The sequence below is a fragment of the Undibacterium sp. Dicai25W genome (assembly GCF_049340505.1).
GTDB classification, from domain to species: Bacteria; Pseudomonadota; Gammaproteobacteria; order Burkholderiales; family Burkholderiaceae_D; genus Undibacterium; species Undibacterium jejuense.
The window spans coordinates 105,126-124,501 of record NZ_JBMPOQ010000011.1 but is presented as its reverse complement, the minus strand read 5'-3'; the positions used below and the strand labels follow the sequence as shown (position 1 = coordinate 124,501).

Annotated in this window: 15 protein-coding genes; 6 read left to right on the top strand and 9 right to left on the bottom strand. The window is 45.2% G+C overall.

Annotation, left to right across the window (positions count from 1 at the left end; all coding sequences use genetic code 11):
• A partial coding sequence (locus ACO0KY_RS13545) for a hypothetical protein (RefSeq protein ID WP_423046847.1) occupies window positions 1-486 on the top strand: 486 nt, incomplete at its 5' end.
• A gap of 426 nt (window positions 487-912) precedes the next feature.
• Here the strand turns inward: ACO0KY_RS13545 and ACO0KY_RS13540 are convergent.
• Together ACO0KY_RS13540 and ACO0KY_RS13535 are read right to left on the bottom strand one after the other, a co-directional pair.
• On the bottom strand, window positions 913-1,710 hold the full coding sequence (locus ACO0KY_RS13540; protein WP_423046845.1) for a plasmid recombination protein: 798 nt from the start codon (window positions 1,708-1,710) through the stop codon (window positions 913-915).
• A 2-nt stretch (window positions 1,711-1,712) separates the two neighbouring features.
• Window positions 1,713-2,156, bottom strand: a complete 444-nt coding sequence (locus ACO0KY_RS13535) for an AlpA family transcriptional regulator (protein WP_423046843.1) — start codon at window positions 2,154-2,156, stop codon at window positions 1,713-1,715.
• Window positions 2,157-2,980: 824 nt separating this feature from the next.
• Between ACO0KY_RS13535 and ACO0KY_RS13530 the strand changes: the two genes are divergently transcribed.
• A complete protein-coding gene (locus tag ACO0KY_RS13530) occupies window positions 2,981-3,622 on the top strand; it encodes a YybH family protein (RefSeq protein WP_423046841.1) in 642 nt (213 codons plus the stop codon).
• A gap of 475 nt (window positions 3,623-4,097) precedes the next feature.
• The gene (locus tag ACO0KY_RS13525; RefSeq protein ID WP_423046839.1) at window positions 4,098-6,398 is read left to right on the top strand and encodes a PAS domain S-box protein; all 2,301 of its coding nucleotides are present in this window, start codon (window positions 4,098-4,100) and stop codon (window positions 6,396-6,398) included.
• A 196-nt stretch (window positions 6,399-6,594) separates the two neighbouring features.
• On the opposite strand, the gene ACO0KY_RS13520 is transcribed toward ACO0KY_RS13525, so the two are convergent.
• Window positions 6,595-8,271 carry an alkaline phosphatase family protein gene (locus ACO0KY_RS13520; protein ID WP_423046837.1) on the bottom strand — a complete coding sequence of 559 codons (1,677 nt, stop codon included), beginning with the start codon at window positions 8,269-8,271 and terminating at the stop codon, window positions 6,595-6,597.
• 580 nt (window positions 8,272-8,851) lie between these two features.
• Here ACO0KY_RS13520 and ACO0KY_RS13515 point away from each other — a divergent pair.
• The 3 genes from ACO0KY_RS13515 to ACO0KY_RS13505 all read left to right on the top strand — a co-directional run bounded on the left by ACO0KY_RS13515 (window position 8,852) and on the right by ACO0KY_RS13505 (window position 12,608).
• Window positions 8,852-10,510, top strand: a complete 1,659-nt coding sequence (locus ACO0KY_RS13515; RefSeq protein ID WP_423046835.1) for a methyl-accepting chemotaxis protein — start codon at window positions 8,852-8,854, stop codon at window positions 10,508-10,510.
• Between the two features lie 457 nt (window positions 10,511-10,967).
• A complete protein-coding gene (locus tag ACO0KY_RS13510; RefSeq protein ID WP_186910809.1) occupies window positions 10,968-11,606 on the top strand; it encodes an NAD(P)H-dependent oxidoreductase in 639 nt (212 codons plus the stop codon).
• Window positions 11,607-11,804: 198 nt separating this feature from the next.
• Entirely contained in the window at window positions 11,805-12,608 is an 804-nt protein-coding gene (locus ACO0KY_RS13505) for a zinc-dependent peptidase (RefSeq protein WP_423046833.1), read from the top strand.
• A gap of 83 nt (window positions 12,609-12,691) precedes the next feature.
• Here ACO0KY_RS13505 and ACO0KY_RS13500 read toward each other — a convergent pair whose 3' ends face one another.
• From ACO0KY_RS13500 to dapD, 6 genes are all read right to left on the bottom strand, one after another.
• Window positions 12,692-14,680, bottom strand: a complete 1,989-nt coding sequence (locus ACO0KY_RS13500) for an ATP-binding cassette domain-containing protein (protein WP_423046831.1) — start codon at window positions 14,678-14,680, stop codon at window positions 12,692-12,694.
• A gap of 158 nt (window positions 14,681-14,838) precedes the next feature.
• Window positions 14,839-15,741: a 50S ribosomal protein L3 N(5)-glutamine methyltransferase gene (prmB, locus tag ACO0KY_RS13495; RefSeq protein ID WP_186910812.1), complete on the bottom strand. Its 903-nt coding sequence runs from the start codon at window positions 15,739-15,741 to the stop codon at window positions 14,839-14,841.
• Between the two features lie 21 nt (window positions 15,742-15,762).
• Window positions 15,763-16,890: a succinyl-diaminopimelate desuccinylase gene (gene dapE / locus ACO0KY_RS13490; RefSeq protein ID WP_423046828.1), complete on the bottom strand. Its 1,128-nt coding sequence runs from the start codon at window positions 16,888-16,890 to the stop codon at window positions 15,763-15,765.
• A complete protein-coding gene (locus ACO0KY_RS13485) occupies window positions 16,890-17,267 on the bottom strand; it encodes an arsenate reductase (protein WP_423046826.1) in 378 nt (125 codons plus the stop codon). Before ACO0KY_RS13485 ends, dapE begins: the two co-directional genes overlap by 1 nt.
• Before the next feature lie 25 nt (window positions 17,268-17,292).
• Window positions 17,293-18,435 (bottom strand): PilT/PilU family type 4a pilus ATPase, encoded by a 1,143-nt coding sequence (locus ACO0KY_RS13480; protein WP_246447077.1) that lies wholly within the window; start codon window positions 18,433-18,435, stop codon window positions 17,293-17,295.
• 62 nt (window positions 18,436-18,497) lie between these two features.
• A complete protein-coding gene (gene dapD, locus ACO0KY_RS13475) occupies window positions 18,498-19,325 on the bottom strand; it encodes a 2,3,4,5-tetrahydropyridine-2,6-dicarboxylate N-succinyltransferase (RefSeq protein WP_186910815.1) in 828 nt (275 codons plus the stop codon).
• Window positions 19,326-19,376: the final 51 nt, after the last annotated feature.

Genomic DNA, 19,376 nt, shown 5'->3' with positions numbered 1-19,376 from the left:
GTTGATATTACTGGAATTCAAGTCGAAAATCTTCCAGACCCTACTAGGCCTGGTGCTTCTGGTGAATATCCGCCAAATATGTTTAAAAATTTGATAAATGCCAAATTGATAAATCCTGATAAGTTTTCACAAAAGTTCGGACTTAAATGCTTTGAAAATCCCAGTGAAAAAGAAGAGCTTAGATCGCTTCACCCAGACAGCTTGATAAGTGAGTTTTGTCTGGGAGAAGTTAATCGGAATGGTATTCAACTTTTCATACTTGAAGTGCATGTTCCACCATACCCGACTTGGGCGATATATCCGCAAATAAAGGCTAGTTACTACAGTCCGTTGTACGGCGGGATAAATATTTCTTGGCGCACTAGTGTTAAAAATCTTCAGTACTGGCGCCAGATTGATGAACAGATTTGGAAAAATATTGAATCGTGGAATATAGCGGCGAAATCGAAATCGAAGGATCGGTACTCAAGTGCGACCGTTGATTGAATGATCGCTAGTTAGATCCTCGATACTCGCGTTAGGGAACGATCCGGTCATCTGTGACGAGACATCAATAACCGCTCGTAAATATTGACGTTCGCGTTACGTTTGGATGTGGCACTTCGATTGAAACATTGTTGGTAAGTATTTCCTGAATTGATGCCAGCGATTGAAGAAAGTTATCAGTCTCTGAAGGAGCTGCCAAGTCCCTTCAAAGCCCCTTCAAAGCCCCTCTGAATTGGAGTCAATTGCAGCGCCGTAGGTAGTATACTTGCGAAGATTAAGGGAATTTTGGCATGGTGCGCGCACCCCAAATGCTTGCGCACCATCTGCGCACCTTGGAATTTAAGCTCAGTAATTGTTGTGCCTAAAAGAAAAAACGGCCTCCAAAAGTGAAAGCCGCTTACTAGATATTTACTAAAATTCAGCCAATCAAGCCTTAGACATTTGCCTCGTCATTATGCCAACAAAGGAATTGGCACTGTGCCGTTTGTTTGATGCCTTTTGAAATGTCGTCAGAATCTCCTTCACTGCATCAATGTCATTGGCGATACCTGCTGCTAGCAAGGTGCGCAGACTTCTGTGGCGTAGCAATTGAGGTGCAACGCTAAGCATATCGATGAGTTGCTCTGCTTCTTGCTGATCCTCATTTTGTTTGACCTTGGTTTTCTTACGCAGAGTTAATCCATGGCGCTTACCTACCATTTCGTAGCAGCTTTGATGCATGGATTTCAGCTTCACGGCATTCCCCATGACTTCGTTGCCTCGGAAATGACCATCGATGATAGGCAGCAGAATCACGTGTAGGTGTGGCGCAGTCTCATCCATATGAGCGACAGCAGAGATGATAGGGATGCCAGCAAAGAAGGTCTCAACCCAATTAAGGAAGTCTTCAAAGCAGTTACGGTGGTTGACGTCACTACGCTTTGGTAACGACAAGATGAGTTCGACGCCGCGAATTGCATCCTTTCTCCGCACCTTAGCGTTTGCTGCATCCATTAAGCGATTCATCTCAGCAATGACCCCACTAGAGGTCGCTGCACCACGCAACACGTAGTTGAGGTGCGTTTTGTCGGGGTCGATTGCGTTTGCTGCTCCCTGCATCAGTTCAGCAGCAATCTCCCTGAGGTTGTGCTTGGCGGCCTTCTGCATGATCTTTGGGTCATGGGGGTTGCTGGATAGTTTACCGACGCGTTGCATCATAATGACGAGTGGATAGCTTGTAGTCATGATTATTCTCCGTAGAACAATTGCATCAACCATGCGTCGATCTCATGCTCGTAGAAGCCGATTGCACGCTCCCCCAACTTTACTTGTTTCGGGAAATTGCCAGCCCAGATATGGTTGTAAATCGAGCTCCTGGAGAGCCCAGTTTTCAGTAACACCTCCTTCATTCGCAATATGCGCAGGCATTGGTCTTTGGTTGGTTTCCAAGAGGGGAGGGAAGTATTACCAGAGTTAGTCGCTGACTCTTGCTTGGCTTCATTGGTGGTGATTCCTGTTGTCTCCGCGAGTGATCCTTTTTTCTTTTTGACGCCACCACCATCTGCTGGCACGGCTTTGACGATCATGGCAAGGTGTTCCACTGACGGCAGTTTTTTCATGTGCTTATCGTCACGTTCAACGTGTTGGGTTCCCAAGTGGGCGGCGAAATGGTTTTTTAAAAAATTAGACATAAAAATTATTCATGAAAGGTTAGCCACACGAATCCAGAGCAGCTTCATGACTGCTTTGTTGTGCTTGTTACGTATTCTGATGTCGGTTTTTAAAAAACTTAGATTTTAGTTTGTGTTGTTTTTTGGTTGAATCGAATTTCTAACGTAGTGATGGAATATCGCGAACGGAAATGAGTGATGCAGGCGTATCTTGGTGTGTTGTTTTGCTTTATTTGCCCCTTTAAATTTTGCGACCGCTAACAGAGCATAGTGGTTGGAGATTTTTCGGGTGATTTTTTAAGAGCTTTTTGAATGCAAAGCCAGGCGTTAATTTTCTGACTTCAAAAAAATGTCCCAAAAGCGAGGGCTTTGATCAATTGATCGACGTGTTGCAAATTAAGTACAGGTCAAAAATAAAATTGGATTGGTCTTGAGAGCTAAATGGCGAAGTCAGCCTTAAACACAAGGTAAAGGCGTTGCCGAAAATTTTTGTTGGTATCTGTGTTGGTATGCAATTTTTAAAAAATGATGAAACCCTTTATCCATAAGGCTTTCAAGAGGTTATTCGAATCGCACACCTGCCAAGTAAACGTAACCCCTTGATTTTTAAGGGGTTTTTTTTCGTCCAAAAATCCAAAGTGGTTCACACAGGTGGTTCACATAGGAACCTCCACCAATGGATATTAAATCCCATCTTTGGTTATCAGGGCATGGGGCAAGTTCGCTATCTGGGACTGGTGAGAAATCAGGTGCGATTTAGCTTGATGTGCGTTGCTTACAATATTAAACGTGGTGTCAGTGTGCGACGGGAATGTGAGACATGGCAGGAGAATTGCGCCTAGAATATGGGAATACGGGGAATATTCCGTATTTTTTGGGTCTTTGGTCGAACTTTGAAGGAAAACTTCTCAAAAAATCTGACCAAATTATTTTATAGGCACGTTGCAGGGATGAATTCAGGGTCTCGTGCAAAGGTCTCTCTTAATTTATTCATGCACAAAACTTCAATATTTTTTGGAACGATTATGCGTTCTTTCTTCATGGTTATATCACTGGCGTGTGTGTTTGCCACAAGATTAGTCGAAGCGCAGTCTGATTCAAACTCATATTTGCGGGAAGAGGTATTGGTTACCGAGCGCGCTTTTGCTAAAACAATGGCCGATCGCAATTTTGATGCGTTCCTTGCTATGGTAGACGAAGAGGCAATATTTGTTCAGCAAAACAATTCCTTGAGAGGGCGCGATCAAGTCGGGGCGGCGTGGAAGAAATGGTTTAAAGAAAAGAATGCGCCTTTTTCTTGGGAGCCAGAACGTGTTGAGGTTTTAGAGAGTGGTGCTCTGGCAATGAGCATGGGGCCGGTGTTTGATAATGAAGGCAAACAGGTTGCTACCTTTAGTTCAATCTGGCGCCGCGATAAATCAGGGAAGTGGCGCATCATCTTCGACCAAGGAAATGATATCTGTTCATGTGAGCCTGAAAAAAAATAGATAGAAATTATAAGTTCCGATACCCAGTTGTTATAGTCAATACTTTGTGAGTTTCCCCTGGAATTTAGTTCCCCAAATCAGAAAATTGCGATTAACAAAAAACCGGGCGAAAGATTGATGCGAGAGCATGGTATATAGTAAGTTTTGAATTAAGTCTACAGAGGCTCTGCTTGTTATTGACTCGCCGTGTTATAAAATTAAGATCAAATTCTTATTTATGTTGCGCGTTTTTCCCAGGATTAATTTCAAGGCGTGGTACAAGTCGATGTGCACTTTGAATCGAATGGACATCTGAAACATTGGACGCCCACGTCCAGAGCATGAAGTTGTTCTCTCAAGCCATTGCGACTATGTGTGCCTGCCGCAGTGAGATTGCTGCAGTGAGATTGCTGTATGAACCAGACCAAACAGCAATTAACCGGTAAATTGAAATTTTGTTGATATTCGATAAGACATTTCCAGGCAAATACTACATATGATTTCAGCACCGATAGGTCAAAATGAGGCTGAACGCCTTGAAGCACTCAGGCAATATCAGGTATTGGATACACCCGGCTCAGCCGATTTTGACGACTTTACACGTCTGGCATCTGAAATTTGCGGTACTCCAATTGCTTTGATTTCTCTTGTAGATGCCGATCGGCAATGGTTTAAAAGCAAAGTGGGGGTGGATGCGTCCCAAACGCCGCGTGATATTTCTTTTTGCGGTCATGCAATTCATGGCGGAGAACTGTTCGAGATTCATAATGCACTGGAAGACGATCGTTTTCGTGATAATCCTTTAGTGGCTGGCGCGCCTGATATCAGATTTTATGCGGGGCAACCTTTAATTTCATCCGGTGGTTATGGTATTGGCACTTTGTGCGTAATAGACCGAGTCCCGCGTAAGCTCAATGAACATCAGCAAGACATGCTTAAAGTTCTGGGTCGGCTCGTGGTTCAGCAATTTGAGTTTCGTCTTGGCGAAAAAAAATTAGCGACTGCGTTGTCTGAGCAGCAGATGCAAAATGAAACCTTGAAAAACCTCGAGGGCCGGCATCGGCAACTATTGTATAAACTACAGGTGGGGATTGTAGTTCATGGACCAGACTCCAAAATAACTTTTAGTAATCCACGTGCCTCTGAATTGCTTGGATTAAGCGAAGATCAAATCCAAGGAAAAGTTGCCATCGATCCTGTCTGGCGTTTTTTGAATGAAGCAGGGGATCCACTCAATCTGGAAAATTATCCAGTCAACCGTGTGATGCGAACTAAATTGCCATTTAAGGAGAGTGTTCTTGGCATTGATAGTCCAGCGCATGGTGCGATTGTATGGGTGTCTGTCAGTGCATTTCCAGAAATGGATGAGCACGGTCACTTGAAGGAAATTGTTGTTAATTTTCACGATATTACCCAGCAAAAGCTCGAAGAAAAAAAGCAGCTTGCGATAACTCAAAATCTGCATGCCATTACCAATATGCGACAAGCAATATTGAATAGTGCTAATTTTTCGATTATCTCAACGGATCTGAACGGCCTCATCCAAACATTTAATCAGGGTGCGGAGCACATGTTGGGATATACGGCCAATGAGGTGGAGGGGGTAAAAACACCAGCCATATTTCACGATCCAAACGAGGTCGTTGCCAGAGCTAAGATATTATCGGAAGAGCTGAAAACATCGATAGAGCCTGGTTTTGATGTCTTCGTTGCCAAAGCGCGAATGCTGCGTGTTCCAGACGAACAAAACTGGACCTATCTCCGCAAAGACGGCTCACATCTACCGGTAATGCTGTCAATTACAGCTATCCGGAATAATGACGGTCAAGTGACAGGTTATCTTGGTATTGCGGTTGATATAACGGAACGGGTATGCAACGAACAGAAGCAAATTCAACTCACTAATGAACTGAAAATTAGTGAGGAACATTTACGACTTCTCAATCTTTCGTTAGAAGAGCGTGTCGCAGAGCGTACAGAAAAACTGGAAAGCACTTTAACAATATTGCACCAGTCCAGAGAGGCACTAGCATTGAGCGAAGCTAAAGCGATGCTAAGTACCTTGATTGCGAGTGTGACACACGAATTAAGTACACCGATTGGCAATAATATGCTGGCATCAACCACCATGACCAGTATTCTTCGACAAATGCAGCAGGCGATAAGTGAAGGAAGTCTGAAGCGGTCCGATCTTGTGAAGATGCTTTCCGATTTGGATTCCTGTGCCACTTTGGTAGAACGTAATTCAGACAGAGCGGAGCATCTGTTAACCAGTTTCCGCCACGTGGCCGCAGACCAGGCAAGCGAGCAGCGCCGCGTCTTTGACCTGGCGAATGTGATTAATGAAATTCTCGATTCTATGGCGCCCAGTCTGAAAAGGCACTCGCATCAGATCGAAATGAATATTGCCGATAATGTGATGATGGACAGTCTGCCCGGACCGTTGGGTCAAGTTATCATTAACTTGGTCAATAATGCATATTTACATGCATTTGAGGATAGAAGTAATGGTCTGGTGACGATCAACGCAATTAAAACAGAAGATCATGTGACTTTGATCATCGTTGACAATGGCATCGGAATCCCGGAAGAAAATTTACAAAAACTGTTCCAAGCATTTTTTAGTACGAAGATAGGCAAGGGGGGGACAGGTCTTGGGATGTCCATCGTGCGTAATTTAGTCACTAAGACTCTGAAAGGTGACCTTGTTGTTCAGTCTAAAATTGGTTTAGGAACCAGAGTCGAGATTACTCTACCTCTCGAATTGCCTCTTGAAGGTGCCGAATCTTCATCCTAATTTAAGTGGAAAAGCGTGTTCTTTATATAAAAAAGCCTAATGCTTCAGCATACTTTAAACCCAGCGATTACTGAGCACGAATAGATGTGAAAGAAAGACCGCACTTTGTGTGAGACGGTCTATCCTTTGTTTAATACGAATCGGATGATTACAGAAAGCTCTGGTCGACGCCGGAGCTTTCTTTCGAGCCTGGAAGTTAGTTGAGTGTCTCTTTCAGTATGCGGCCTTCAGAGCCAGAAGGTGGACGTACTCTCAGCAAATGCGCCAGAGTTGGGGCAATGTCGACCACTTCGGCGTAGTCTGCATAGGCACCAGGTTTAACCCAGTTTTTACCCATAATCATCAGCGGAACATTCGTATCGTAGCTGTACGGTGACCCATGCGAAGTGCCGTGATTGCCGCTACCGAAATACCAGTAAGGCTTAGTCACTACCATAATGTCACCAGAGACTTGACGGTTCCATCCACGTTGCATTAATTTGGCAATGCGGTTCGCTGGTAATGCGCCTTGTTCCAGTTGCGTGCGTGTGTATGCGTCTGCAATGCCTGGGTAACTGACTAAAAAACGTGCCGCTGCGGTTTCGACTTCTTCGCGTTTCAGATTTTTTTGCGCAATCAATTGATAGTCGAGTAAGACGACTGGACCAGACCATTTAACCGCCAGTTTGTCTGTGCCAAATCGCTCGGTCAGATGTTGGTTTAATGCTGACATCAGATCCTTGGCATTGATCCGCTGTGCATCACGTTTGATTGATTTCGAAAATTCTGGTGTGTTCGGGAATCCATGGTCAGCAGTTAATACGACCACCGTATTCTCTAAGCCTACTCGTTTATCGAGGTAAGTAAAGAAGTTCGCCAGCAAACGATCCAATCGTTGCAGGTGGTCATGGGACATACGACTTTCCGGTCCGAACGCGTGGTTCACGTAATCATGGCTTGATAAACTAACACCCAATACGTCGGGAACGCCAGCAGGGTTGCGACCCAAGTTTTCGCCTTCAACTGCGGCGCGTGCGAAGTCCAGGGTCATTTCATCAACGTAAGGTCCGGTTAACAACTTGCCATAATATTCGGCATCTGGTTTGCCTGATTTGCTGTCGTATTTGAACGGGAAACGATCTTTAGCGTCGCTAACGATTGCATCGTCAGCATCGTTTGCATATGCCGAGTCAGCGAGTAATGGTTTCCATTCCTGACCATAGAAGCGGTCTTGTGGCCGGCTTGCCTGATATTGCTGAACCCAGGTAGGGTGGCTTTGCATGTAGTAGCTACTTGATGCAAATGCACCGCTTTTTTTCATATACATGTAGGCGGTACCGGTTTTGCCAGCGAGCAGAATCGCGCCGCGGTCTTTGCCGGATACGGTGATGACTTTAGCACGGTTGCCAGTGCCATAACGTAATTCGTCGCCAAGGGTGCTTACTCTTAAATTAGTCGGTGCAGTACCATCATCAGGTTTGGTTTCATCACCAATGTACTGATAATTACCGTCTTGCGTACAGTACATGCTTTCGCGGCTACGTGTGTCTACCCACTCATTGGCGATGATGCCGTGTTGATATGGGTATGCGCCAGTCAATACGGCGGCATGACCGACGGCCGTGACTGTTACGCCATGCGCCTGATGTGCATCGCTAAACCAGGCACCTTGTTCCAATAAGCGACGGAAGCCGCCTTGCGTATATTGATCGCGGTAACGCATGACTTGTTCTTGTGGCAAGCCATCGACAACCAGAACGACAACCAATTTAGGTTTGCTTGGCTTTTCTATTGCAACTGCTGCTGTTGTCGCCAGAACTGTACTTGCGACCAAGCTACTGATCAGGAATAGCCTGTTTAAAGATTGAATTCCAGTTGTAGGGTGATTTTTCATTGTCTAGGTTGGAAAAGTAAAAATTCAGTTTGATGAAAGCGATGAACATAGGTGAGCAAGGCTGTTTGGCTCCACAGGCTTATTTTTTTGCGAGGTCAGGAATCGAATAACGTACTCTTGCTTTTATAACTTTATCTGAAAAATATTTCAGCATGATGATATCGCCACGCGGAGTTGTTTAAACCATAGGAGTCGTAAAAAATTTGTTTTATTGCGAAGTGCAAACTATTATTACTTCGCCAGAATTTAACATAAATCAACTTTCATTTAACAAACTTTACTGCCGTTATTGATTTAAGGAAACAATTCGTGTGCTTAGTGGTTAAGTTTATAAATCATATCCCGCTCATTTTTTATTGTTTTACGAGTCAGAAATTTCAGTTTAAGCCATGAGTGGTTTTACATTTTCAGGCCGTCAATTCTGTCGGAAGGGGAAGTGGCTGTGACCAGTCTCCTGTTTAAAATTTAAGCGATAAGTAGATTGCTTAAATGAATAAATGAATGAATGCACTAGTTGACGATAAGTTGGAATTTTGTTTCGAAAAAATGTTTTCTCTTTAAATTTGTCTGGGGAATAGTCATGAATGTGTCCGATCTTAAAATACGCACCCGCCTTGGTTTTGGATTTGGTTTAATACTCGTACTGCTGATTGGCGTCGCCGGATTAGGTATTAATGCCATGAGTAATACCGACGATTCACTACATCATATTGTTGACGTCAATGTCAAAAAAATGGCGTATTTGGAAGATATGGCGAGTTCGGTGCATATCGTTGCCAGGGTGATGCGTACAGTGGCGTTACTGTCTGACGAAAACGAAGCGAACATCCAAAAAGAAAAAATTCTCATTGCCCGAAAAATTTATAACGATGCTTTTTCTGCGTTAGAAAAAATGCCCTTGGACGATACGGGTAAAGCATTCGTTGCTAAGATTAAAGAGTACCAGACCAAGACGCGACCACTTAATGACCAGTTCATGGAACAGGTGAAAACTGACAAAGATGCGGCTGTTAAATTTTTGCTGAAGGAAGCGGTTCCTGCTACGAACGAATGGCAAAATTCGATGCAAGATTTTATTGAATTGCAGCGAGAAAAAAATAAGAAAGATGAGGAATTGGCAGCACAAAAATATCACAATGCACTCACTTTAATGTTGGCTTTGACCGGATTGACTGTGATTGTTGGCGCTGGTATTGCATGGTTTGTTACGCTCTCAATCACCGGTCCAATTTATGCCGCGGTTGCAGTGGCAAAGAAAGTCGCTTCCGGCGATTTGACCAGCAATATAGAAGTGAATTCCAAAGACGAAATGGGTGAACTTTTACAGGCCTTGAAAGAAATGAATGGTTCGTTGCAAACCATTGTTAGTGAGGTTCGCTCAGGCACTGACAATATGGCGGCGGCTACTAGTCAAATCGCTAGTGGAAATTTGGATCTATCGTCGCGTACTGAACAACAGGCAAGTTCACTCGAAGAAACTGCTTCTTCGATGGAAGAATTAACTTCGACGGTGCAACAAAATGCCGACAATGCTCGTCAAGCTAATAGCCTGGCGCAAACGGCGTCTGATGTCGCGAGCAGGGGTGGTTCAGTGGTTTCGGAAGTGGTTGATACCATGAGTTCTATCAATGAATCCGCCAAGAAAATCGTCGATATTATCAGCGTGATTGATGGTATCGCGTTTCAAACCAATATTCTTGCCTTGAATGCTGCGGTTGAGGCGGCTCGGGCAGGTGAGCAAGGACGTGGTTTTGCGGTGGTCGCAGCGGAAGTCCGAAATCTGGCTCAACGGAGCGCAAGTGCGGCCAAGGAAATCAAAACACTGATAGGCGATTCGGTCGAAAAAGTGGATGCTGGTACTAAGCTGGTCGATCTGGCAGGAACGACGATGCAGGAAGTGGTTGATAGCGTTCGCCGCGTGACGGATGTGATCAGTGAAATTACTGCTGCGAGTCAGGAGCAATCAACAGGCATTGAGCAGATTAATCAAGCCATCACAGAAATGGATAATGTGACGCAACAAAATGCAGCGTTAGTCGAAGAGGCTGCTGCTGCCGCGGGATCGCTTCAGGATCAAGCAAGAAAATTGGCACATGTCGTGAGCGTATTTATTATCGATGGCGGCCCGGCACTGGCCTCGGTTCCAACGCATGCGAATCATAAAGAGCACGAAAACCGTATATCTCGTGCAAGACCCGCGCTTACAAAATCACTGCGCCCAGCGTTTCAAATAAGATAGCCACAGCGTCAATTTTAAAAATATTTTTCTGAAAAGAATCAAGTTTAGCGATCTTCCCGGGATTTTGTGCATTTTTATGCGACAGCCCGGGATTTTTTTTGCCCTTTATCGTCATCGGCAAAATACTTACTGTGCCGGACTCTGAACCGTGCAGCCAGACTGACGGTTGAAGGCGGAAAAGTAATGAGTTGTATCAACTGCTGTAATCGCGTAGTCTTATTTGCGTAGTAAGTTTAAGTGCTTATCGGATGCTAATGGATTCGCTTTTTTGGGGGCTTCTGCAAGAATTCAAATGAGCTGCTATAGTGCTTATAAATCGACATACAAACTAGACTGTATGTTTATTTTTAGCTGTGTGTTGAGCTTTTAAATACTTTCAAATACTTTCAAATACTTTCAAATATTTTTAAATATTTTTAGATGCTTTTATTGCATTAATTTATCAAAGGAAACATAAATGAGTGATTTAATTCAAAAGCTGCAATGGCGCTATGCAACCAAAAAATTCAATGCTGCCAAAGTTGTTCCACAAGAAAAAGTGGATAAAATTTTAGAAGCAGTGCGCTTAACTGCAACTTCCAGTGGTTTGCAACCATACGAAGTTCTGGTTGTAACAAACGCTGAAATTCGTGAAAAAATCAAACCTGTTGCCTGGAATCAGGCTCAGGTCACAGAAAGCTCTCATTTGTTGGTTTTCGCAGCATGGGATAACTACACAACTGAACGCATCAACATGATGTTTGATTTGACTAATGATGTGCGCGGCTTCAAAAACGAAGGCTGGGAAAACTATCGCAACATGTTGCTGAGTACTTATCCTACCCGCGATGCAGAAATCAATTTCCAGCACGCAGCACGTCAGGCTTATATCGGCTTAGGTACCGCATTGATCGCTGCAGCAGAACAAGAAGTTGACAGCACGCCGATGGAAGGTTTTGATCCAGCGGCTGTGGATGAAATTTTGGGCTTGCGCGCAAAAGGTTTGCGTAGTGTGGTTATTTTGCCGATTGGGTATCGTGAAGTAGAAGGCGACTGGCTGGTGAACTTGAAAAAAGTGCGCCGTCCAACAGAGCAGTTTGTGACTGAGGTCAAATAAGTCTGAATGAGATTCAGAGTCGCAATATAGAAAGTAGAAAGCTGACAGAATAATTCTGGCAGCTTTTTTCATTTCAAATCCAGGTAAATGCGATTACGCTACGTCAATGCAAAATTTAATGCTCAACGTTACCATTGACTTTATTGCAGTTGCGCCCATGTGAGATAGGTGTACAAACCTCATCAAAAAAGGGGCTTTATGTGGTGGTTATTATTCATCCTTGTTTTATTGCTGCTGGCTTTTGAAGTCCCGCGTGCGCGCTTGCGCTATGTCTTGTCGCAGGCATTTCCGTTGCCCTATTCAAAAATCCTGCGCAAAAACTTGCCTGAATATTCCAAGATGCCTACTGATTTACAGATGCAATTAAAGCGTCGCATTCGGCAGTTTTTATTTCAAAAGACGTTTGTTGGTTGTGGTGGATTAATCATCACCGATGAGATCAAAGTGACTATTGCAGGTAGAGCTTGTATGTTGCTTTTGAATCGTTCTAGCGAGGTCTATCCAAAACTGACGCATATTTTGGTCTACCCATCCGCATTTGTTGCACCGCGAACGCAAATGTTGAATGGCGGGGTGGTAACACATACGAATCAGGGACTAAGTGGCGAGTCGTGGAGTGATGGCCGCGTGATATTGGCGTGGGATCAAATTATTCATCATCCTGCAAATATTGGTCACGGTCAGGATGTAGTGATGCATGAATTTGCCCATCAACTTGATAGCGAATCTGGATCTACGAATGGCGCGCCATTGCTACCTGATGCTGAAGCTTATCGCAGGTGGTCGCAAGTGATGGAAGTGGAGTACACGAAGTTATTGCATGCGAGAGAACATCACCACGCAACCGTCATTGATCCTTACGGCGCGACCAATCCAGCAGAATTTTTTGCAGTCACGACTGAAGCGTTTTTTAAGAAAAGTACAGAGTTGGCGGTACATCATCCCGCGTTGTATGAACAACTTAGAAGCTACTATCAGGTTGAACCGAGGGATTGGTCTTGAAGTTTGAACGGCCAATTTTGTAGGGCTGGTGAAACCCGCCCTACAAAAAAATCATGTATTTAACACGTCGTACATTACCTGCATCAAACGACAGCTTCTAAAAACTCTTGTTGCTCCAGCCAATCAGCTTCAGTAGTTTCCAGCTCTTTGACGAGATACGCCTGATCAAGCAAGAGTGCTTTGAGCTTTTCTTTGTTAGCATCGCTATACACGTCACTATCTTCAAGTTGCACGGCGATGGCTTGCTTTCTGGTGTTAAGTTTTGCCATTTCCTCTTCTAAACGCTTGATGCGATTTTCGATGGGCTTACGCAAGTTGGCGAGCCGTTGGCGTTCATCAGCATCGCGTTTGCGTTGTTCTTTATCATCAACCTTCGCAACTGGAACAGGCTTAGCTTGCGGCAATGCTGTTTCTTTGGCTTTGGCTTTTTCCGGTAACGCAGGAGCGGCTTCTTTTTCTAACTTGCTTTTGAAAAGCCACTCTTTATAATCATCCAGATCGCCATCAAACGGTTGCAATTGACCGTCAGCGACAATGATAAATTGATCGGTTGTGGCGCGCAGCAAATGGCGGTCATGTGATACGACGACCAGAGTGCCTTCAAATTGCGCCAGCGCTTCGGTAAGCGCTTCACGCGTTTCCAAATCCAAATGGTTGGTGGGTTCATCAAGCAGCAGCAGGTTAGGGCGCTGCCAGACAATCATTGCTAACGCGAGACGGGCTTTTTCTCCGCCCGAAAAAGGCTTGATGGGGCTGGTGACCATCGTGCCAGGGAAGTTGAATCCACCAAGGAAGTTACGCAATTCTTGTTCACGCACGTTGGGAGCGATATGTGCCAAATGCCATAAAGGTGACTCGTCATGGCGTAGCATTTCAACCTGATGCTGCGCGAAGTAGCCGATCGATAGGCCTTTACCGGTTTGCATGACACCAGATAAGGGGGAGATGTCGCCGACGATGGTTTTGATCAGTGTCGATTTACCTGCGCCATTCACACCCAAGAGGCCGATACGTTGACCAATTTGCAGTGAAAATTTGACGCCGTTAACAATGCGTCTTTCGGTAAAACTGTGATCAGTTTCAGACTCAATGCGGTAGCCGCAATCGACATCTTCCATCACTAACATAGGATTTGGTGCACTGAGAGGCTCGCGGAACTCAAAGGAAAATTCAGCTGCTGCGCGCAATGGTGCCAATTCTTCCATCTTCGCCAATGCCTTGATACGGCTTTGCGCTTGCTTTGCCTTAGACGCTTTCGCGGCAAAGCGGCTGATGAAGGATTCCAGATGTGCACGCTTGCGGTTTTGCTTTTCGATTGTGCCAGCTGCGAGAATTAATTGCGCTGCACGTTGACGTTCAAAAGCTGAGTAGTTACCTGAATAGCGTTTGAGTTTGCGTTCATCGATATGTACGATCACATTAGCGACGCCGTCAAGGAAGTCACGATCATGCGAAATAATGATCAAGGTGCCGGCGTAGCGTTTGAGCCAGTCTTCCAGCCAGATAATCGCATCCAGATCCAAATGGTTGGTTGGTTCATCGAGCAGCAATAGATCTGATTTGCACATCAATGCTTGCGCCAGATTCAGGCGCATGCGCCAGCCGCCTGAGAAACTGGCGACTGAACGCTCCAATTGATCGAGTTTGAAACCAAGGCCGATCAGCAATTGTTCTGCGCGTGAGCGAACCGTGTAGGCGTCAGCATCCGCCATAGAGCCATACAAGTCACCGATCGCAATGCCGTTTTCATAGCTTTCTGGTTGCGCTTCTAATGCTGCTAACTCCGCTTCAAGTTTGCGCAAAGTAACGTCGCCATCGATGGCGTAATCAATCGCTGAGCGCTCTAATGGTGGTGTCTCTTGCGCAACGTGGGCCAACTGCCACTTTGCCGGGAATTCTATGCTGCCCTGATCTGGATGCAGCTCACCGCGCAACATGGCGAACAGACTGGATTTACCTGCACCATTTGAGCCAATCAGGCCAATTTTATCGCCAGGGTTAAGGGTGACATCGACGCTGTCAAACAGGGGCTTGGTGCCTCGCGCGAGGATGACTTGCTGCAAACGTATCATATAAACTTAAAAATTAGGGGGTATATCGCTTTTTACTGAATATATCAGCATAAAATAAGCGGCTCAAAAATATACTAGTGGTGAGTATATTTGAATAAAAAACGGGCAAAAGATGTTTTTGCCCGTGTCACATCAGTTGTTGCTGCAATTTTACAGGTTTATGCGCTGAAGTTCGCTAAATCCCGTGCTTCAACTAAAAACACCATGTCATCGCCAGCACTGGTGGTCAACCAGGTCAGGTTCAGATCAGGAAACGCTGCTTCGGTAAATGCACGTTCATTGCCAATTTCTACCATCAATAAACCATCTTCTGTCAGCCGTTCAGAGGCACCAGCAACAATTTTTCGTACTAGATCCATACCGTCGTCGCCACCAGCTAAGGCAATTTGTGGCTCGTGCAGATATTCTTTCGGCAACTTCGCCATGGAGCTTGAATTCACATAGGGAGGGTTGGTAATGATCAAGTCGTATTTTTTGTTTGGTACGTTGGTATAGAGGTCTGACTCAATCAAAGTGATACGATCTTGAAGTTCGTATGTCTCCACATTACGTTTCGCGACCTCCAAGGCATCTTTGGAGATGTCCGCCGTGTCTACATGGGCATTCTGGAACATATCAGCCAACATGATAGGCAGGCATCCAGAGCCAGTGCAGAGTTCAAGGATGTTAGTAATCGTATCCGGGTCGTTGACCCACGGAGAAAAATGTTCCGGAATCAATTCTGCAATAAAGGAGCGAGGCACGATCACACGTTCATCAACGTAAAAATTATAAGTGCCCAGCCATGCTTCATTGGTGATGTAAGAAGCGGGGACGCGATCTGTGGCGCGACGCTCAATGACGCGCAGGACAGCATCAATTTCATTGGTTAATAATTTTGCATCCAGAAAAGGATCAATTTTATCCAGTGGTAAATGCAGGGTATGAAGTATCAAATACGCCGCTTCATCTAGTGCGTTGGCGCTGCCGTGACCAAAAAATAGTTTCTCTTTATTAAAGCGCGACACCGCATGGCGTAGCAGATCACGAATCGTAATAAAGGTATTGGCGGGTATAGTCATGTTAAATTCCTGGTGCGCGAATTAAGTCAGCAGATTTTCTAATGTGCGACGGTAGATGTTTTTGAGTGGATCGATGTATTGCACTTCAATGTGCTCATCAATCTTGTGAATACTGGCGTTCGGTGGACCAAACTCGACGACTTGTGGGCAGATTTTGGCAATGAAACGTCCGTCAGAAGTGCCGCCAGTTGTTGATAATTCCGTTTCCAGTCCCGTCTCAGCGCGGATCGCATTTGCTAATGCATCACTCAAATTGCCTTTAGGGGTCAAGAAAGGATGACCGCCGATAGTCCACTTTAAATCATAATCGAGGCGGTGCTTATCCAGTATCGCATGGACGCGCTGTTGCAAGCCCTCAGCAGTGCTTGCTGTACAAAAGCGAAAATTAAAGTCAATCACTGCATCGCCAGGTATGACATTGGAGGCGCCGGTTCCTGAGTGAATATTTGACATTTGCCATGAGGTTGGCAAGTAGTATTCATTGCCATGATCCCAAACTTCAGCCACTAATTCCGCCATTGCCGGAGCGAACAGGTGAATAGGATTTTTGGCTAATTGTGGATAAGCGATATGTCCCTGAATACCTTTGATGGTTAATTTTCCGGACATGGTGCCGCGGCGGCCATTCTTGATGGTGTCACCTAATGCGCCAACAGAAGTAGGTTCGCCAACGATGCAATAGTCCAGTTGTTCACCGCGCGCTTTGAGCATGTCGCAAACGACGACAGTACCGTCTGTCGCCGGACCTTCTTCATCGCTTGTAATTAAAAAGCCTATCGAGCCGTTATGCTCTGGGTGTGCTGCAATGAATTCTTCAGCAGCGACAACGAAAGCAGCGATAGAGGTTTTCATATCAGCCGCGCCGCGTCCAAACAGCTTGCCATCGCGATGTGTTGGCGTGAAAGGCGCTGAGTGCCACTGTGCTACAGGACCCGTTGGCACGACATCTGTATGACCGGCAAATACAACTAAAGGTTGAGCAGTGCCGCGACGCGCCCAGAGATTGGTCACATCGCCCGATTGTATGGTTTCACAAGTAAAACCTAATGGTTCAAGCAATGAAATTAAAGTGCGTTGGCAACCCTTATCTTCAGGCGTGACTGAGTCCAGGGCGATTAACTGCTCAGTTAATGCTAGCGTTTTGCTCATTATTTATTTTCAAAAATTGTTTTAAACTGGTCTGCTGAAAAACCGACTGAAACGTGACTGATGTGGTCGGTATTCTTCATTTGTAATACCGGACGTTTGATCAGGGAGGGGTTGCTCAGGATCAGTGGGATCGCAGGGTCTGCTTCTGCCGCCGATGCTTTTTGCGCATCAGATAGCGCGCGCCACGTTGTTCCCTTACGATTAATCAATATGTCGAGCGGAACAAATTGCAGCCATGCCTGAACCGTGGTTCGATCCAAGCCTTGTTTTTTGAAATCGTGAAATTCAAAATCCAGGCCTTGCTCTTGCAGCCAGACCCGGGATTTTTTAACGGTATCGCAATTGGGAATGCCGAAAACCGTGATTTGTCGTGACATTGTTGAAGTCATTGATTACGTTAGCTTACATGTTTAAAGTAAATTCAGTAAAAGAAGCTTCTTCTTTTACTTCTGGCTCTGGCTCTGGGGCGGGTGCCAGACTGGTTGATGCCTCATTATTCAACAGCCACAACAAGTTATTGGCGGAATCTGCATTTGCCAGACCTTCTTCTTTAGTGATTAATCCAGCTTTGATGAGATTCATAAGGGCGCGTTCAAACGTTTGCGAGCCTGGCGACAGGCTCTTTTCGATGGCTTCCTTGATCTGGAAGATATCACCTTGTTCAATCAGTTCAGAAACATAGCGAGTGTTAAGCATAATTTCTACTGCCGGACACCGACCACCATCGACTGCACGTATCAGGCGTTGTGAAACGATGGCGCGTACTGATGAGGCCAGATCCAGCAATAGGGCAGTCCGGTTTTCCATCGGAAAGAAACTGATAATCCGGTTCAGTGCCTGGTAGCTGTTGTTTGCGTGCAGGGTTGCCAGAACCAAGTGACCCGATTGTGCATAGGCGATCGCCGCCATCATCGTTTCTAAATCACGAATCTCGCCGATTAAGATACAGTCAGGTGCTTGACGCAAAGAATTTTTTAACGCGATTTTAAGACTATCAGAATCACTACCAATCTCGCGTTGATTAACGATCGATTTTTTACTTCGGAACAAGTATTCAATCGGATCTTCTAAGGTCAGAATATGGCCAGTGCGCACTTCATTGCGGTAATCGAGCATCGAAGCAATCGAGGTAGACTTACCAGAACCCGTTGCACCTACCACGAGTATCAATCCGCGCTTTTCCATAATCAGTTCGGACATTACTGGGGGCAGGTTTAAGCTGTCTAGTCGTGGGATATCTCCGGGAACAAAACGGAAAACGGCAGAGAACGTTCCACGTTGGCGGAACGCGGACAAGCGGAAACGTCCGATGCCAGGCGCACCAATACCGACATTCAACTCATTTTCTCGTTCGAGCGTTTCGAGGTGTTCAGGAGAGACAACTTCAGACAACAATGAAAGAATGTTAGCCTGATCCATTCTTTGTTGGTTAATAGGCAATAAATTGCCATTAATTTTCAAATGAACCGGGGAGTTCATTGCGAAAAACATGTCGGAAGCATGTTTTTCTTTCATGAGCTGAAACAAGCGCTCCATTGCTGCCATGATGCTTCCTTTGCACTCAAAAATATCTGATTGATTGAATTCTTTAATTGATTCTCGACGATTTAAGCGCCGCGCAGCAATTCATTAATACTCGTTTTGGAACGAGTTTGTGCGTCAACACGTTTTACAATTACTGCACAATACAAGCTATATTTGCCATCTGCTGACGGTAAGCTACCAGACACTACAACAGAGCCGGATGGGATGCGGCCATAACTTACTTCGCCAGTTGCACGGTCAAAAATTTTGGTTGATTGGCCAATATATACGCCCATAGAAATGACAGAATTTTCTTCGACAATCACACCTTCAACGATCTCAGAACGTGCACCGATAAAGCAGTTGTCTTCGATGATTGTAGGATTAGCCTGCATGGGTTCTAATACGCCGCCAATACCAACGCCGCCAGACAAATGGACATTCTTACCGATTTGTGCACAGGAGCCCACGGTGGCCCACGTGTCGACCATGGCACCTTCATCAACATAGGCACCAATGTTAACGTAAGACGGCATCAATACAACGTTCTTGGCGATAAAACTACCGCGGCGTGCGACGGCGGGTGGGACTACGCGGAAACCACCTTTAGCAAAATCCTCAGCGGTATAATTTGCAAATTTAGTTGGTACTTTGTCAAAAAATTGCATGTGATCGCCAGATGGCATGCAGATGTTATCTTCAAGGCGGAATGATAATAAAACTGCTTTTTTTACCCATTGATTCACATGCCAGCTACCGTCAATCTTTTGAGCAACGCGCAAACTACCGCTATCTAATTCACTCAATACATGGGCGACGGCTTCACGGATTTCTGCTGGTGCAGATTTAGGAGATAAATTGGCACGATCTTCCCACGCGTTATCGATCAGTTGCTGTAATTGTTGTGTCATGTTGAGTCTTTTTAAGTAAAATAAAAACGGTGTTGTTGCAGTGTAGTTTAT

Excerpts from the sequence above, each read along its gene's own strand:
- ACO0KY_RS13520 (WP_423046837.1), bottom strand. The coding sequence starts at position 8,271 with ATGAAAAATCACCCTACAACTGGAATTCAATCTTTAAACAGGCTATTC.
- ACO0KY_RS13530 (WP_423046841.1), top strand. The coding sequence starts at position 2,981 with ATGGGAATACGGGGAATATTCCGTATTTTTTGGGTCTTTGGTCGAACT.
- ACO0KY_RS13485 (WP_423046826.1), bottom strand. The coding sequence starts at position 17,267 with ATGTCACGACAAATCACGGTTTTCGGCATTCCCAATTGCGATACCGTT.
- ACO0KY_RS13505 (WP_423046833.1), top strand. The coding sequence starts at position 11,805 with ATGTGGTGGTTATTATTCATCCTTGTTTTATTGCTGCTGGCTTTTGAA.
- ACO0KY_RS13540 (WP_423046845.1), bottom strand. The coding sequence starts at position 1,710 with ATGACTACAAGCTATCCACTCGTCATTATGATGCAACGCGTCGGTAAA.
- ACO0KY_RS13500 (WP_423046831.1), bottom strand. The coding sequence starts at position 14,680 with ATGATACGTTTGCAGCAAGTCATCCTCGCGCGAGGCACCAAGCCCCTG.
- ACO0KY_RS13525 (WP_423046839.1), top strand. The coding sequence starts at position 4,098 with ATGATTTCAGCACCGATAGGTCAAAATGAGGCTGAACGCCTTGAAGCA.
- ACO0KY_RS13535 (WP_423046843.1), bottom strand. The coding sequence starts at position 2,156 with ATGTCTAATTTTTTAAAAAACCATTTCGCCGCCCACTTGGGAACCCAA.
- ACO0KY_RS13515 (WP_423046835.1), top strand. The coding sequence starts at position 8,852 with ATGAATGTGTCCGATCTTAAAATACGCACCCGCCTTGGTTTTGGATTT.
- dapE (WP_423046828.1), bottom strand. The coding sequence starts at position 16,890 with ATGAGCAAAACGCTAGCATTAACTGAGCAGTTAATCGCCCTGGACTCA.
- dapD (WP_186910815.1), bottom strand. The coding sequence starts at position 19,325 with ATGACACAACAATTACAGCAACTGATCGATAACGCGTGGGAAGATCGT.
- ACO0KY_RS13480 (WP_246447077.1), bottom strand. The coding sequence starts at position 18,435 with ATGGCAGCAATGGAGCGCTTGTTTCAGCTCATGAAAGAAAAACATGCT.
- ACO0KY_RS13510 (WP_186910809.1), top strand. The coding sequence starts at position 10,968 with ATGAGTGATTTAATTCAAAAGCTGCAATGGCGCTATGCAACCAAAAAA.
- prmB (WP_186910812.1), bottom strand. The coding sequence starts at position 15,741 with ATGACTATACCCGCCAATACCTTTATTACGATTCGTGATCTGCTACGC.